Genomic DNA, 14,681 nt, shown 5'->3' with positions numbered 1-14,681 from the left:
CTTCCGGCACGCCGGTTGCCTTTGCCAGCGCGGCGTTGGCACGCAGGTGCCGCCATTCACCGTGGACGGGCATGGCATTGGTGGGCCGAACCGCGTTGTACAGGTAGAGCAACTCACCGGCGGACGCGTGGCCCGAGACGTGAACCTTGGCGCTCTGCTGGGTCACGACGGTGGCACCGCGCTTGGCCAAACCGTTGACCACGGCAAAAACGGAGTTCTCGTTGCCCGGGATCAGCGAAGACGCGAGAACGACAAGGTCGTTGGCGCGGATGTTGATCTGACGGTGTTCGCCGCGCGCCATCCGCGAGAGCGCTGCCAACGGCTCACCCTGCGAACCCGTCGAAATGAGCACCAGGCGATCGTCGGGAAGGGTGGCGGCGGTGTCGATGTCTACGACGAGGCCGTCGGGCACCGTCAGGTAGCCCAGATCCTGGGCGATCTGCATGTTGCGGACCATCGAGCGGCCGACGAAGACGATGCGGCGGTTGTACCGAGCGGCTACGTCGACGACCTGCTGGATGCGATGCACATGGCTGGCGAACGATGCCACGATGACACGCTGCTTCGCCTTGCCGATGACGTTGTCGAGCACTCCCCCGATTTCGCGCTCGGGCGTGACGAATCCCGGAACTTCGGCGTTCGTCGAGTCGACGAGGAACAGGTCGACGCCCTCGTCGCCCAGGCGGGAGAATCCGGCGAGGTCGGTCAGGCGGCCGTCGAGAGGCAGCTGATCGAGCTTGATGTCACCGGTGTGCAGTACGACGCCGGCGTCGGTGCGAATCGCGATCGCGAGAGCGTCGGGAATCGAGTGGTTGACAGCGAAGTACTCGCAGTCGAACGGGCCATGGGTGGTGGTGTTTCCCTCGACGACCTCGACCAGGTTCGGCCGCAGGCGATGCTCGCGGCACTTGGCGGCAACTAGAGCGAGCGTGAACTTCGCGCCGATGACCGGAATGTCCGCGCGCAGACGCAGCAAGAACGGCAGAGCACCGATGTGGTCCTCGTGTCCGTGAGTCAGGATGACGGCTTCGACGTCGTCCATACGGTCTTCGATGTAGCGGAAGTCCGGGAGGATCAGGTCGACGCCAGGCTGCTGGTCCTCGGGGAACAGCACACCGCAGTCGACGATCAGCAACTTGCCACGGTGCTCGAACACCGTCATGTTGCGACCGATTTCGCCGATGCCGCCCAGCGCGACGATCCGCAGACCCGATGCCGGCGCCTTCGGGGGTGTTCCGAGGCGACCCGTGGGATCGACGGCCGGACGGTTCTCGGGGCGCTTGTTTCCGCGCCCGTTGCCCGACTTCGATGCTGCCGGTCGGTTACCGCCGGAAGATTTGCGCGGCGACCTCTCTTCGGTCGACTTCTTGGGTGCAGCAGATTTGGTGGCAGCGGACTTGGTTGCTGCAGATTTGGTTGCTGCGGCCTTCTTGGGCGGGGCGGCTGCGGCGGGGGCCGCTTCTGCCGCCGGCGCAGCTGGTGCCTCTACCGGTGCGGCCTTTGCGGCCGTTTCGGGAGGCGGCGGCGAAGGCGGACCGGCTTGACGACTGGCACTACGACGTCGGGGGGGACGGGTCATTTACAAAACTCCTGCCGCATGCAGATCGGCGGCAAGACCGTCGATCTGCTCTTTAGTGGGTGCAACCTGCGGAAGGCGTGGTTCTCCGACATCGATTCCGATGAGTCGCAGACCCGCCTTCGAAGCGCTGACACCGCCGAGGCGGGCAACGGAACGAATCACAGGGATCAAACTGAGGTTTATCTCGCGTGCGCGGGCGATGTCGCCGGACACGAACGCGGTGTGAAGGTCGCGGAGACGACCCGGAACAAGATGGCCGATGACGCTGACGAAGCCGGTGGCGCCCACAGCGAGCCACGGCAGATTCAGCGGGTCGTCGCCGGAGAAGAACTGAAGCTCGGTGGTGCCGATCAACTCTGCGCCGGCGTTGAGGTCGCCCTTGGCGTCCTTGACGGCCTTGATTCGCGGGTGCTCGGCGAGTCGGCGGATCGTCTCGGTCTCGATGGGAACGACGGAGCGGGGCGGAATGTCGTACAACATGACGGGCAGGTCGGTCGCGTTGGCGACGGCGGTGAAGTGTGCAAACAGTCCGGCCTGGGGCGGACGTGAGTAATACGGGGTGACGACGAGCAGACCGTGTGCTCCGGCGCGAGCCGCGTCACGTGCGAGTTCGACGCTGTGAGCGGTGTCGTTGCTGCCGGCGCCTGCAACGATCTTCGCGCGGTTACCGACGGCGTCGATCACTGCGCGGAGCAGGTCGAGCTTCTCGGACTCGGTGGTGGTGGGAGATTCACCGGTGGTACCGGCAAGAACGAGGCCGTCACAGCCGTTGTCGACGAGATGGGCTGCGAGGCGCACTCCCGCGTCGACGTCCAACTTCCCGTCGGCAGTGAACGGGGTCACCATCGCAACGGAAATGGTGCCGAACGGACGCTCGACAAGAGAAGCGGAATCACCGTAGGTCATGGTCAGAAGGTTACCCGGTTCAGCTCTTACTTCTGCACACGAGTCACGACTCGGCCGCAAATGCGCTGACGGCAATTTCCGATCCGTCGCTTCCGCGAAGAATCTCGTAGTCCCCGAACACATTTGGCGCGACATCACGAAGCTGACGCAGGCACTCGACCGCGACTCGCCGGATCTCGACATCCGCATGTTCGGTGGCACGCATCTCGACGAAGTGCCGCCAGGCCCGATAGTTTCCGGTCACGACCAAGCGCGTCTCGGTGGCGTTGGGCAGCACCGAGCGCGCAGCCTGCCTGGCTTGCTTGCCCCGCATCGGGGCACCGGGCACCGATTGCAGTTTCCCTTCGAGGGCAGTCAGCAGTTCCCCGTAAGCGCGACGGCTTTCGTCGGTGGCATTCAGAAACAGTGCTTCGAGCTCGGGATCACCTTCGACAGCAGGAGGCACGACGACGTTTGCATCGTTCTCACGGACGAATCGCTGCGAGAGTTGCGAGTACGAGAAGTGCCGGTGACGAATCAATTCGTGAGTGCACGAGCGCGAGATACCGGTGATGTAGAAGCTCACTGTCGCATGCTCGAGCACCGAAACGTGTCCGACCTCGAGCAGATGCCTCAGGTATCCGGCGTTGGTTGCGGTTCGCGGATTCGGCTTGGACCAACTCTGGTAGCAGGCTCGACCGGAGAACTCGACCAGCGCTTCGCCACCATCCGCGTCCGTCTCCCACGGAATGTCCTCGGGCGGGAAGAACTCGGACTTCGCCACCAACTGCACTTTCAGTGACACCGTGTTCGGCACAACCCACTCCTCGACAAGCACGAAACGACCAGCATGAAACCCGGGCGCCGTTCGCCTCAGGTGCTGGGCAACTCTATAGCGGTCGACCGCCCTCGATACCGAGTGACGTCATCACATCCTTGACTGACGTCACTTTTGACGTCACTGTGGTGTCATGGACATTTCGGAGTACACCGCAAAGCTGCAGAACGACCTCGCCACTGCAGCCGAACTCGGCGACGATCACACGCGCCGGATTGCGGCGTCGTTGTCCGCCGCCATCGAACCCTCGGTCCGCCTGGTCTTGTTGGCCGCGGCGACGGAACTGGCCAAGGAGATCGGGGCGAAGCTGGGCGACCGAGAGGTCAAGGTCAATCTCGACGGAAGCGAATTACTGGTCGACGTCGTTCGCCCGCCGAACTCGACCGGCGGCGAAGGTGCAAACGAGAAGGCAGACGACGAGAAGAAGGACTCAACCTACTCGTTCGACGACGTCAGCGGAGATATCAGCCGGGTGACGTTGAGGATGATGGAGCAGATCAAAGCCCGCGCCGAGGAGGCCGCCAATCAGAACGGAGTCTCCCTCAACTCGTGGGTTTCACAAGCCGTCCAGGGCGCATTGCGGGACCAGATGCGCAAGAACGGCATGGACTAGCTCGACGCCAACCCGATCACCGAATGATCTAATTGCGCAACTGCAGTAATCACGAACCGTTGCCGCAAGGCGAGAAGGAGCACGTTCATGGCCGTTTCGGGCGTCAAGGAATTCGAGATCAAGGCTGATCCGGAAACGGTGATGAAGGCCGTAGCAGCCGTCGATCGGCTGCCGGAATGGTCGTCTGCACACAAGAAGATCACCATCGAGAGCACCCACGACGACGGTCGCCCCCATCGCGTTCGCATGGCCGTGTCCATTCTGGGAATCAACGACGAGCAGGTAGTCGACTACACCTTCGAGGGCGACGAGAAGGTGACCTGGACCCTCGTGGAGAGCGGTCAGCAGAACCAGCAGGACGGCTCGTACGTCTTGACTCCCACCGACGGTGGAACCAAAGTCACCTTCGAACTGACCATCGATCCCAAGATCCCGCTGCCGGGCTTCCTGGTGAAGAAGGCACAGAAAACGGCCCTGGAAACAGCGAGCAAGGGCCTGACGAAGTTCGTCGAAAACTTCTGAGCGCACACGCAATTCAGGCGGCCCTTAATTCGGCGTTCATCGCCGGGTAAGGGCCGTTTGCTGTGAAGCCGAGCTGTGTTTTCGCGGAAGTCCCTGCCGATGTTGAAGATTCGCCGGTAGCCAGGGACCGCCAGGAGTAACGTCGGCCGCGTGTCCGCCGAGACCGCAGAGCCCAACTCCATGGCACCCGTGCGCATCCTCGTCTACAGCGACGACGCACACACGCGCGAGCAAGTTCGGCTCGCTCTCGGAGAGCGCCCACATCCGTCGATGCCCACCATCGACTACATCGAGGTCGCGACGGCACCGATCGTCGTAGCCAAGCTCGATGCCGGCGGAATCGACCTCGCCATCCTCGACGGCGAGGCGAGTCCGGCGGGCGGCATGGGCGTCGCGAAACAACTCAAGGACGAGATCGCCGACTGTCCACCGATCCTCGTACTGACCGGTCGACCCGACGATGCGTGGCTGGCGTCGTGGTCGAGAGCGGAAGCCTCAGTGCCGCAGCCGATAGATCCGATCGAACTTGCTTCCACCGTCATCGCGCTTCTGCGTCGACAACTGAGCCGGTGAGCACCCGTTGCAGCGGTGATTCGTTGCGGCGCCGACTACTTCGGACTTTCGAGAGCGAAACTCCGCACCCCGAAAACGAACCCAATGTCGGAGGCCTCCCCTAGTGTGGGTGTCGCAGGTCACATAAGTATCGAATTGCTGGCAGTATCGAAATCGAACGGCACCTTCGGGCTGGGCGGACATCCGCACAGCGGAGAGGAGTTCGGGTGACATGAACGCTTACATCCCCATTCTCGTCCTCGGGGTCATCGCGATGGCCTTCGCTGTGGTGTCGGTTGTTCTCGCGTCCGTGGTCGGCCCGAAGCGGTACAACAGGGCGAAACTCGAAGCCTACGAATGCGGAATCGAACCGGCACCCCGTACCGCCGGTGGCGGGCGGTTTCCCGTCAAGTTCTATCTGACGGCAATGCTGTTCATCATCTTCGACATCGAGATCGTTTTCCTCTACCCGTGGGCGGTGCATTTCGATTCGCTCGGCTTGTTCGGCCTCGCGGCGATGGGCCTTTTCATAGTCAACGTCTCGGTGGCATACGCATACGAATGGCGACGAGGCGGTCTCGGTTGGGACTAGGCCAGCGGACACAGGTACAGCACACATACGTCAGACAAAACCGGTCACACCGCAGCTGTTACGACTGAAAAGAGTCGGATATGGGTCTCGAAGAAAAGCTCCCCAGCGGATTTCTACTGACCACAGTCGAGGGCCTGGCAGGGTATGCCCGCAAAGGATCACTGTGGCCTGCCACCTTCGGGCTCGCGTGCTGCGCGATCGAGATGATGGCAACCACGTCAGGTCGCTTCGACCTGGCGCGGTTCGGCATGGAGGCATTCCGCGCGTCGCCGCGACAGGCAGACCTTCTGATCGTGGCCGGGCGGGTCAGTCAAAAGATGGGGCCGGTACTTCGTCAGGTCTACGACCAGATGGCCGAGCCGAAATGGGTTCTGGCCATGGGTGTGTGTGCGTCGTCCGGCGGTATGTTCAACAACTACGCAGTGGTACAGGGCGTCGACCACATCGTGCCGGTCGACATCTACTTGCCCGGCTGTCCGCCGCGGCCGGAGATGCTCCTGAACGCGATCATCGAACTGCACCGAAAGATCCAGGAGATGCCCCTCGGCGTGAACCGCGAAGAGGCACGCGCGGCAGCCGAGCGCGCCGCACTGGCATCCACCCCCACCATCGACATGAAGGGGCTTCTGCGATGACCGCGGGCAACAACGGATCGAGGGGGATGTTCGGGGTCCGCGGCAGTGGTGACACCTCGGGCTACAGCCGGCTCGCCCCGCCGATCTCAGTAGAGGACAAGGCCTCTCGACCGTTCGGTGGATACTTCGACGAAGTTGCGGACTCCTTGGATGCCGCATTGCGCAGCGCGGGCAGCACTTTCACCGATGCAATCGAGCGGGTAGTGATCTTTCGAGACGAGATGACGCTGCATGTCGAACGGTCTCACCTCCCGCAGGTCGCGCGCAGACTGCGCGACGAATCGGAACTGCGCTTCGAACTTTGCCTGGGTGTCGATGGAGTCCACTATCCGCAGGACACCGGTCGCGAGCTCCACGCCGTGTATCCATTTGCTTCGATCACGCACAACCGCCGGATCAGACTGGAAGTGTCCGTGCCGGACTCCGATCCACATATTCCGTCCATCGTCGGGATATACCCCACCAACGATTGGCACGAGCGTGAGACCTACGACTTCTTCGGGATCGTCTTCGACGGTCACCCGGCCCTGACCCGTATCGAGATGCCCGACGACTGGAAGGGCCACCCACAGCGCAAGGACTATCCGCTCGGCGGTATCCCGGTCGAGTACAAGGGCGCCCAGACTCCTCCACCCGACGAGCGTAGGTCGTACAACTGATGAACGAGACGACAGGAAGCAACTCCGGTGCCACGACGGAAACCGTCGTCACAGCATCGGGTCAGGACTGGGACGACATCGTCACCGCGGCCGCTCGCCAGCGAACCGGCGAGGCCGAACGGATCGTGGTCAACATGGGCCCGCAGCATCCGTCCACTCACGGCGTCTTGCGCCTCATTCTCGAAATCGAGGGTGAGACAGTCGTGGAAGCTCGGTGTGGAATCGGCTACCTGCACACCGGAATCGAAAAGAATCTCGAATACCGGAACTGGACGCAGGGCGTCACTTTCGTTACTCGAATGGACTACCTGTCACCGTTCTTCAACGAAACCGCGTACTGCCTCGGAGTCGAAAAACTTCTCGGTATCACCGACGACATTCCCGAGCGAGCCACCGTCATTCGCGTGATGATGATGGAGCTCAATCGAATCTCGTCGCACCTTGTCGCCCTGGCAACCGGTGGAATGGAACTGGGCGCCGTGACGGCGATGCTGTTCGGATTCCGCGAACGCGAATTGATTCTGGACGTGTTCGAGACGATCACCGGACTGCGGATGAATCACGCCTACATCAGGCCTGGTGGTCTCGCTCAGGATCTACCCGACGGGTCGGTCGCGAAGGTGCGAGAACTGTTGAAGGTCCTACCGAAACGGTTGCGTGACGTCGAACTGATGCTCAGCGACAACTCCATCTGGAAAGCCCGCACCCAGGGAATCGGATATCTCGATCTCACCGGCTGCATGGCGCTCGGCGTGACGGGGCCGGTCCTACGCGCCACGGGTCTCCCCCACGATCAGCGTCGAGCGCAGCCCTACTGCGGCTACGAGAACTACGAGTTCGACGTCGTGACGCACGACGGATCCGATTGCTACGGAAGGTACGTCATCCGTGTCGAGGAGATGAAGGAGTCCCTCAAGATCGTCGAGCAGTGCCTCGACAAACTGCAACCGGGGCCGGTCATGGTGGACGACAAGAAGATCGCCTGGCCTGCCGATCTCGCTGTCGGACCGGATGGCCTCGGCAATTCGCAGAAGCACATCGCCAAGATCATGGAGTCGTCCATGGAGGGTCTGATTCACCATTTCAAACTGGTCACCGAAGGAATCCGCGTGCCGCCCGGCCAGGTGTACGTCGCCGTCGAGTCCCCGCGGGGCGAGTTGGGTGTGCACATGGTCAGCGACGGGGGAACCCGGCCGTACCGCGTCCATTTCCGGGATCCGTCATTCACCAACCTTCAAGCGGTAGCGGCGATGTGCGAGGGAGGCATGGTGTCCGACGTGATCGCCTCGGTTGCCAGTATCGATCCCGTCATGGGCGGAGTGGACCGATGACCGGCCCGAACGGCTCGTCACGGGTGTTCATCGAACTCGGGCCGCGCCCGGACGAGCCCACGCAACTGGTACGCCCTGGCGCACGATCGAGTTATCCGCCTGACGTACTCGCCCGACTCGACGCCGATGCCGAAACCGTCATCGCTCGTTACCGTGAGCCTGACGCCGCGGCGCCCACCAGTCGATCAGCCCTCCTGCCGCTCCTTCATCTCGTGCAGTCCGAGGACGGGTACATCACCCCGGCCGGGATCGATTTCTGCAGTGCCAAGCTGGGTTTGACCGGCGCCGAGGTTGCCGCCGTTTCCACCTTCTACTCGATGTATCGCCGTGGTCCGACGGGTGAGTATCTGGTCGGAGTCTGCACCAACACGCTGTGCGCGATCATGGGCGGAGACGACATCCTCGCAGCACTCGAAGAGCATCTCGGGTCAGCAGGCTCCAGAGACGAAGGCGGACACTCCATCTCGACGTCCGACGGCAAGATCACCCTCGAACACATCGAGTGCAATGCGGCGTGCGACTACGCCCCCGTCATGATGATCAACTGGGAGTTCTTCGACAACCAGACTCCGGAATCGGCGCGCTCACTCGTCGATGCGCTCCGCGCCGGAGAGCGCGTGACACCCAGTCGCGGTGCCACACTGTGTTCGTTCCGACAGACCGCACGCACCTTGGCCGGGTTCCCGGATACGCGAATCGAAGCAGCCGAAGCACAAACAATCGGCGGGGCAACTCTTGCCGGACTGCGTATCAGCCGATCTCACGACGACAACCCACCCGGCTCGGCCTCAGCAGCCGACGCTCCCGGCGAAGGGAAGTGACATGACACTCGCCCCCGTCCTGAGTCGCTACTGGGATCAACCGAACTCGTGGACTCTCGACAGCTACCTTCGTCACGACGGCTACCAAGCCCTACGCAAAGCGCTAGCCATGTCCCCAGACGCCGTGATCGAAACGGTCAAGGACGCGGGCCTTCGTGGGCGCGGTGGCGCCGGTTTCCCGACGGGCCTCAAGTGGAGTTTCATCCCACAGAGCACCGAAGACAAGCCAGGAGACGGCAAGCCTCACTATCTCGTCGTCAATGCCGACGAGTCCGAACCGGGCACATGCAAGGACATGCCGTTGATGATGGCGACCCCACACACGTTGGTCGAGGGAGTCATCATCGCGGCGTATGCAATTCGAGCGGCCAAGGCGTTCATCTACGTCCGGGGCGAGGTGGTCCCGGTCCTGCGACGTCTGCAGACCGCTGTGGCCGAGGCCTACGCGGCCGGATACCTGGGCCGAAACATCCTCGATTCGGGATACGACTTGGATCTCGTCGTGCACGCCGGAGCAGGCGCGTACATCTGTGGTGAGGAGACAGCCCTCCTCGATTCGTTGGAGGGACGACGCGGTCAGCCTCGACTGCGGCCGCCATTCCCCGCCGTCGCCGGCCTCTACGCCTGCCCGACCGTCGTCAACAACGTCGAGTCCATCGCGAGTGTGCCGTCGATCGTCCTGGGCGGCCCGGAGTGGTTCCGGTCGATGGGAAGCGAGAAGTCGCCGGGGTTCACGTTGTACTCGCTCTCTGGTGATGTCACCACTCCTGGCCAGTACGAGGCGCCGCTCGGCATCACGTTGCGAGAACTTCTCGATTACGCGGGCGGCGTTCGCACCGGGCACACCCTCAAGTTCTGGACTCCCGGCGGATCCTCGACTCCGATCTTCACCGACGAACATCTCGATGTCCCACTCGACTACGAGGGTGTCGGCGCGGCGGGATCGATGCTCGGCACCAAGGCACTGCAGATATTCGACGACACAACCTGCATCGTGCGCGCGGTGCTGCGGTGGACCGAGTTCTACGCCCACGAATCTTGCGGTAAATGCACGCCGTGCCGCGAAGGCACGTACTGGCTGGTGCAGATCCTGCGGCGACTCGAAGGCGGAACAGGTACTGAAGCTGATCTCACCAAACTTCTCGACATCTCGGACACCATCCTCGGAAAATCCTTCTGCGCGTTGGGCGACGGAGCGACCAGCCCGACCATGTCCTCCCTGAAGTACTTCCGCGAGGAATACGTAGCGCATTTCGACAGCAACGGATGCCCTTTCGATCCTCGCCGGTCCGTTCTCGCGACAGGAGCGTTCGTCTCATGACTGCAGCCGACGCTACCAAGAACGACGCCACCAAGACCGACACGGCACCGCCCACTGATCTGGTCACCCTCACCATCGACGGCCGGGAACTCCAGGTACCCAAGGGCACGTTGATCATTCGCGCTGCAGAGATGATCGGCACACAGATTCCGCGGTTCTGCGATCATCCCCTTCTGGATCCGGTCGGGGCGTGCCGACAGTGCATCGTGGAGGTCGAAGGTCAACGCAAGCCGGTGGCGTCCTGCACGACACCGGTTGCGGACGGAATGGTCGTCACCACACAGCTCACGTCACCGGTGGCGGAGAAGGCGCAGCGCGGGGTGATGGAACTCCTGCTCATCAACCACCCTCTGGACTGCCCCGTGTGCGACAAGGGCGGCGAGTGTCCGCTTCAAAACCAGGCGATGTCGACCGGTCGCACCGAATCCCGGTTCGGTGAGGAGAAAAGGACCTACCCCAAGCCCATCCCACTCTCGTCCGAAATCCTCCTCGACCGCGAGCGTTGTGTCCTTTGTGCCAGGTGCACACGGTTTTCGGGCCAGATTGCCGGCGACCCGTTCATCGATCTCCTCGAGCGCGGTGCACTTCAACAGGTCGGGATCTACGCCAACGAGCCTTTCGAGTCCTATTTCTCGGGCAACACCATCCAGGTGTGCCCGGTCGGCGCGCTTACCAGTACGGCATACCGATTCCGGGCGCGCCCGTTCGATCTGGTGTCCAGCCCCAGCGTGTGCGAGCACTGCGCGGACGGATGTGCTCAGCGCACGGACCACCGTCGCGGAAAGGTTCTTCGTCGTCTCGCCGGGGACGACCCCGAAGTCAACGAGGAGTGGAATTGCGACAAGGGCCGTTTCGCTTTCACGTACACGACCCAAGGTGATCGGATCACCACCCCTCTCATCCGCAACGCTGACGGCGAATTGATTCCGGCGTCGTGGCCCATGGCACTCGACCTCGTTGCGCGATCCTTCGCGCAGGCCCACGGCGACGCGGGCGTACTCGTCGGTGGACGCTCGACCTGGGAGGACGCGTACGCCTACGGCAAGTTCGCGCGAGTTGCTCTCGCTACCAACAACATCGACTTCCGGATCCGCGCTCACTCAGCCGAAGAGACCAGCTTTCTCTCAGCTCACGTCGCGGGCCGCACGCTTGAAGAGTCAGTGACGTACCAAGATCTCGAATCAGCCCCGGCCGCGTTGCTGGTCGCTCTCGAGCCGGAGGAGGAGTCACCGATCATCTTCCTGCGGCTACGCAAAGCCGCTCGTTTCGGCAAGACAACAGTGCTCGCCAGCGCGCCGTTCGCTACGCGAGGCCTGCAGAAGATGGGCGGCGGTCTGCTTCGGACCGTACCCGGAAGTGAAGCAGCTCTGATGGATTCGTTGGCAGGCCCTGGAAGTGAGGAGGGTCAGCTCCTCCGACAGCCCGGCGCAGTGATCCTGCTGGGCGAACGACTCAGTGAGGTGGCGGGCGGCTTCGCCGCGGCGGTACGTCTCGCCGAAGCGACAGGAGCTTGTTTGGCTTGGGTCCCACGCCGCGCTGGTGATCGCGGCGCCGTCGAGGCCGGCGCACTACCGGGATTGCTTCCCGGCGGACGCCCCGTTGCGGACCCGGCAGCACGTCAGGAGGTGGAATCAGTGTGGGGGGCCTCCATCCCGGCATCCGACGGGCTCGACGCCGCGAGTCTGCTGGATCCGGGGCAGACGACTGCTGCCCTTCTTGTCGGCGGCGTCGAATTGAGTGATCTCCCGAACCCGGCGAAGGCAAGGGCCGCGATCGAAGCAGCAGGGTTCGTGGTGAGTTTGGAGATCCGTCACAGCGGAGTCACCGAACTCGCCGACGTCGTCTTCCCGGTGGCACCGGTCGCCGAGAAGCCCGGAACCTTCCTCGATTGGGAAGGCCGCGAGCGCGTGTTCGACACTGCGTTGAGAACGACAGGAGTGATGCCGGATCAGCGCGTTCTCCACGCGATCGCAGCCGAGATGGGCATCGATCTGGGCCTACCCGACGCAGATTCCGCACGCTCGGAGATACACCGCCTCGGCGCGTGGTCCGGATCGCGCCCCACCTCGCCTCAGGTCCCGTCAGGCACCATGCCCACACCGGCACTGGGCGAGGCAGTGTTGTCGAGTTGGCGAATGCTGCTCGACAACGGCCGATTGCAAGACGGCGAGCCCAACCTGGCGGGTACGGCACGGCTCCCACTCGTACGTTTGTCTGCCGAGACCGCTGCCGAGATCGGCGCCGACAACGGCGATCACGTTGCGGTGTCGACTGAATCCGGTTCCATCACATTACCGTTGGAGATCACCGAACTCCCGCCTCGAACAGTCTGGCTCCCGCTCAATTCACCGGGTAGCACGATCTACGAAACGCTCTGCGTTACCGCGGGTTCCGTGGTGAAGATTGCGAAGGCTGGAGCGCAATGACCACCCACGAGTACGGGACCGTGGCAGCTCCGGTCGACCTGTCGGCGTTCGGGCACGACCCGTGGTGGTTGGTGATCGGCAAGGCTCTCGCCATTTTCGTGTTCCTCGTACTCACACCGCTGGTGGCAATTTACGCGGAACGAAAGGTCATGGCACGCATGCAGATGCGTGTCGGACCGAACCGCGTCGGCCCCCGTGGAATGCTCCAGAGTCTCGCTGACGGAATCAAGCTCGCCCTCAAGGAGGGCATCACACCGACCGGCGCCGACAAACCGATTTATCTCCTCGCGCCCGTCATCGCAGTCGTGCCCGCGTTCATGGCCTTTGCCGTCATCCCGTTCGGTCCGCAGGTGTCGATCTTCGGAACCCTTTCACCCCTGCAACTGACCGATCTGCCGGTCGGAGTTCTCTACATCCTCGCCGTGACTTCAATCGGTGTGTACGGGATCGTGCTTGCCGGCTGGTCGTCCGGATCGACGTATCCACTACTGGGCGCACTTCGATCGACCGCGCAGGTCATCTCCTACGAGGTAGCAATGGGGCTGTCCTTCGCCGCAGTCTTCCTCTACGCCGGCACGATGTCCACGTCCGGCATCGTCAGTGCCCAACAAGGTGCCTGGTACGTCTTTCTCCTCCTGCCGTCCTTCCTGATCTACGTGACAGCCATGGTCGGCGAAACCAACAGGGCTCCCTTCGACCTTCCCGAGGCCGAGGGTGAACTGGTGGGTGGGTTCCACACCGAGTACTCCTCACTCAAGTTCGCGATGTTCATGCTGGCCGAGTACGTGAACATGGTGACGGTGTCCGCTCTGGCCACGACACTGTTCCTGGGCGGGTGGCACGCACCGTTCCCGTTCAACCTGTGGGACGGCGCCAATTCCGGTTGGTGGCCGGTGCTGTGGTTTGTTGCCAAGGTGTGGGGCTTCCTCTTCGTCTTCATCTGGTTGCGCAGCACGCTTCCTCGATTGCGCTACGACCAGTTCATGAATCTCGGCTGGAAGGTTCTGATCCCCGCAGCTTTGGTATGGGTGATGGTGATCGCGACCGTTCGTGCGTTCCGCAACGAGGGCTACAACACCTGGGTCGTACTTCTCTGCGTCGCACTGGTTCTCGGAGCTGCGCTCCTGATCGTGTTGGCCGGGACTTACCGCAGCCGACGCCGAACCGCCGCGTTGGTGCCCGATTCGGGGACCCGGCCTTTCGATGCGATGTCGGGCGGCTTCCCGGTTCCACCCCTACCTGGTCAAACGCTGCCGACCCGAAAACTACCGGGTCAGAATGTGCCACCGCCGCGGCGGACAGATGTTTCCGACACATCGGAGGACTCCCATGCCTGATTTCCTCGGACCTATCGCGGGTTTCGGAGTGACGCTCTCGACAATGTTCAAGAAGCCCGAGACCGAGTTCTATCCGGAGGAGAAGCGCCCCACCGCGCCCGGATACCACGGTCGCCATCAACTCAACCGGTATGCGGACGGACTCGAGAAGTGCATCGGTTGCGAACTGTGTGCCTGGGCCTGCCCCGCCGACGCGATCTATGTCGAGGGTGCTGACAACACCGAAGAAGAACGGTTCTCCCCCGGCGAGCGTTACGGGCGGGTGTATCAGATCAACTACCTGCGGTGCATCGGCTGTGGCCTCTGCGTCGAGGCTTGCCCCACTCGGGCTCTCACCATGACCAACGAGTACGAGATGACCGACGACAACCGAGCCGGATTGATCTACGAGAAGGACCGCCTTCTCGCGCCCCTGAAACCCGACATGGCAGCGCCACCACACGCGCTGCGTCCCGGCACAACTCAGGACGACTACTACCGCGGCGACATCACAGCAGCTCCCGAACAGCCAGCACCCGAGCAAGAGCCGAACCCGGAGACCGAGAAATGATCGCGTCGGTCACGACCACG

The 14,681-nt window shown here is 62.8% G+C and carries 15 protein-coding genes; 12 read left to right on the top strand and 3 right to left on the bottom strand.

The annotated features are described in order from the left end of the window. The 3 genes from A2J01_RS12130 to thyX all read right to left on the bottom strand — a co-directional run. Positions 1 to 1,579, bottom strand: a 1,579-nt coding sequence (locus A2J01_RS12130; protein ID WP_064112791.1) for a ribonuclease J, incomplete at its 3' end; no start/stop codon positions are given. Beyond that, a complete protein-coding gene (dapA, locus tag A2J01_RS12125; protein WP_003942142.1) occupies positions 1,580 to 2,485 on the bottom strand; it encodes a 4-hydroxy-tetrahydrodipicolinate synthase in 906 nt (301 codons plus the stop codon). 43 nt (positions 2,486 to 2,528) lie between these two features. Beyond that, positions 2,529 to 3,281 (bottom strand): FAD-dependent thymidylate synthase, encoded by a 753-nt coding sequence (gene thyX, locus A2J01_RS12120; protein WP_003942250.1) that lies wholly within the window; start codon positions 3,279 to 3,281, stop codon positions 2,529 to 2,531. 154 nt (positions 3,282 to 3,435) lie between these two features. On the opposite strand from thyX, the gene A2J01_RS12115 reads away from it, so the two are divergent. The 12 genes from A2J01_RS12115 (at position 3,436) to nuoI (ending at position 14,661) form a co-directional block, all read left to right on the top strand. Beyond that, complete coding sequence (locus tag A2J01_RS12115) at positions 3,436 to 3,915, top strand: toxin-antitoxin system HicB family antitoxin (protein ID WP_003942206.1); 480 nt, start codon at positions 3,436 to 3,438, stop codon at positions 3,913 to 3,915. A gap of 87 nt (positions 3,916 to 4,002) precedes the next feature. After that, positions 4,003 to 4,437 carry an SRPBCC family protein gene (locus tag A2J01_RS12110; protein ID WP_003942203.1) on the top strand — a complete coding sequence of 145 codons (435 nt, stop codon included), beginning with the start codon at positions 4,003 to 4,005 and terminating at the stop codon, positions 4,435 to 4,437. A 180-nt stretch (positions 4,438 to 4,617) separates the two neighbouring features. Next, the gene (locus A2J01_RS12105) at positions 4,618 to 5,010 is read left to right on the top strand and encodes an Rv3143 family two-component system response regulator (RefSeq protein WP_042450864.1); all 393 of its coding nucleotides are present in this window, start codon (positions 4,618 to 4,620) and stop codon (positions 5,008 to 5,010) included. A gap of 211 nt (positions 5,011 to 5,221) precedes the next feature. Beyond that, on the top strand, positions 5,222 to 5,581 hold the full coding sequence (locus tag A2J01_RS12100; RefSeq protein WP_003942165.1) for an NADH-quinone oxidoreductase subunit A: 360 nt from the start codon (positions 5,222 to 5,224) through the stop codon (positions 5,579 to 5,581). Positions 5,582 to 5,661: 80 nt separating this feature from the next. Further along, complete coding sequence (locus tag A2J01_RS12095; RefSeq protein ID WP_003942234.1) at positions 5,662 to 6,216, top strand: NuoB/complex I 20 kDa subunit family protein; 555 nt, start codon at positions 5,662 to 5,664, stop codon at positions 6,214 to 6,216. Then, a complete protein-coding gene (locus A2J01_RS12090) occupies positions 6,213 to 6,875 on the top strand; it encodes an NADH-quinone oxidoreductase subunit C (RefSeq protein ID WP_003942167.1) in 663 nt (220 codons plus the stop codon). The genes A2J01_RS12095 and A2J01_RS12090 overlap by 4 nt, the downstream gene beginning before the upstream one ends. Beyond that, entirely contained in the window at positions 6,875 to 8,206 is a 1,332-nt protein-coding gene (gene nuoD / locus A2J01_RS12085) for an NADH dehydrogenase (quinone) subunit D (protein WP_007735150.1), read from the top strand. Before A2J01_RS12090 ends, nuoD begins: the two co-directional genes overlap by 1 nt. Next, a complete protein-coding gene (gene nuoE, locus A2J01_RS12080) occupies positions 8,203 to 9,027 on the top strand; it encodes an NADH-quinone oxidoreductase subunit NuoE (RefSeq protein ID WP_064112790.1) in 825 nt (274 codons plus the stop codon). Before nuoD ends, nuoE begins: the two co-directional genes overlap by 4 nt. A 1-nt stretch (position 9,028) precedes the next feature. Next, a complete protein-coding gene (gene nuoF, locus A2J01_RS12075; protein ID WP_064112789.1) occupies positions 9,029 to 10,348 on the top strand; it encodes an NADH-quinone oxidoreductase subunit NuoF in 1,320 nt (439 codons plus the stop codon). After that, positions 10,345 to 12,774, top strand: a complete 2,430-nt coding sequence (locus tag A2J01_RS12070) for an NADH-quinone oxidoreductase subunit G (RefSeq protein WP_064112788.1) — start codon at positions 10,345 to 10,347, stop codon at positions 12,772 to 12,774. Before nuoF ends, A2J01_RS12070 begins: the two co-directional genes overlap by 4 nt. Then, complete coding sequence (nuoH, locus tag A2J01_RS12065; RefSeq protein WP_064112787.1) at positions 12,771 to 14,111, top strand: NADH-quinone oxidoreductase subunit NuoH; 1,341 nt, start codon at positions 12,771 to 12,773, stop codon at positions 14,109 to 14,111. Before A2J01_RS12070 ends, nuoH begins: the two co-directional genes overlap by 4 nt. Then, a complete protein-coding gene (gene nuoI, locus A2J01_RS12060) occupies positions 14,104 to 14,661 on the top strand; it encodes an NADH-quinone oxidoreductase subunit NuoI (protein WP_007735146.1) in 558 nt (185 codons plus the stop codon). Before nuoH ends, nuoI begins: the two co-directional genes overlap by 8 nt. Positions 14,662 to 14,681 lie beyond the last annotated feature (20 nt).

The sequence above is a fragment of the Rhodococcus sp. EPR-134 genome (genome assembly GCF_001647205.1).
Classification (GTDB): Bacteria; Actinomycetota; Actinomycetes; order Mycobacteriales; family Mycobacteriaceae; genus Rhodococcus_F; species Rhodococcus_F qingshengii.
This window is presented reverse-complemented; position numbering and strand designations above follow the sequence as displayed.

Bases quoted from the DNA above. Each gene is read 5' to 3' on its own strand.
- A2J01_RS12110 (WP_003942203.1), top strand. From the start codon at position 4,003: ATGGCCGTTTCGGGCGTCAAGGAATTCGAGATCAAGGCTGATCCGGAA.
- A2J01_RS12115 (WP_003942206.1), top strand. From the start codon at position 3,436: ATGGACATTTCGGAGTACACCGCAAAGCTGCAGAACGACCTCGCCACT.
- A2J01_RS12090 (WP_003942167.1), top strand. From the start codon at position 6,213: ATGACCGCGGGCAACAACGGATCGAGGGGGATGTTCGGGGTCCGCGGC.
- nuoE (WP_064112790.1), top strand. From the start codon at position 8,203: ATGACCGGCCCGAACGGCTCGTCACGGGTGTTCATCGAACTCGGGCCG.
- nuoF (WP_064112789.1), top strand. From the start codon at position 9,029: ATGACACTCGCCCCCGTCCTGAGTCGCTACTGGGATCAACCGAACTCG.
- nuoD (WP_007735150.1), top strand. From the start codon at position 6,875: ATGAACGAGACGACAGGAAGCAACTCCGGTGCCACGACGGAAACCGTC.
- A2J01_RS12095 (WP_003942234.1), top strand. From the start codon at position 5,662: ATGGGTCTCGAAGAAAAGCTCCCCAGCGGATTTCTACTGACCACAGTC.
- A2J01_RS12070 (WP_064112788.1), top strand. From the start codon at position 10,345: ATGACTGCAGCCGACGCTACCAAGAACGACGCCACCAAGACCGACACG.
- A2J01_RS12105 (WP_042450864.1), top strand. From the start codon at position 4,618: ATGGCACCCGTGCGCATCCTCGTCTACAGCGACGACGCACACACGCGC.
- nuoH (WP_064112787.1), top strand. From the start codon at position 12,771: ATGACCACCCACGAGTACGGGACCGTGGCAGCTCCGGTCGACCTGTCG.
- A2J01_RS12100 (WP_003942165.1), top strand. From the start codon at position 5,222: ATGAACGCTTACATCCCCATTCTCGTCCTCGGGGTCATCGCGATGGCC.
- dapA (WP_003942142.1), bottom strand. From the start codon at position 2,485: ATGACCTACGGTGATTCCGCTTCTCTTGTCGAGCGTCCGTTCGGCACC.
- nuoI (WP_007735146.1), top strand. From the start codon at position 14,104: ATGCCTGATTTCCTCGGACCTATCGCGGGTTTCGGAGTGACGCTCTCG.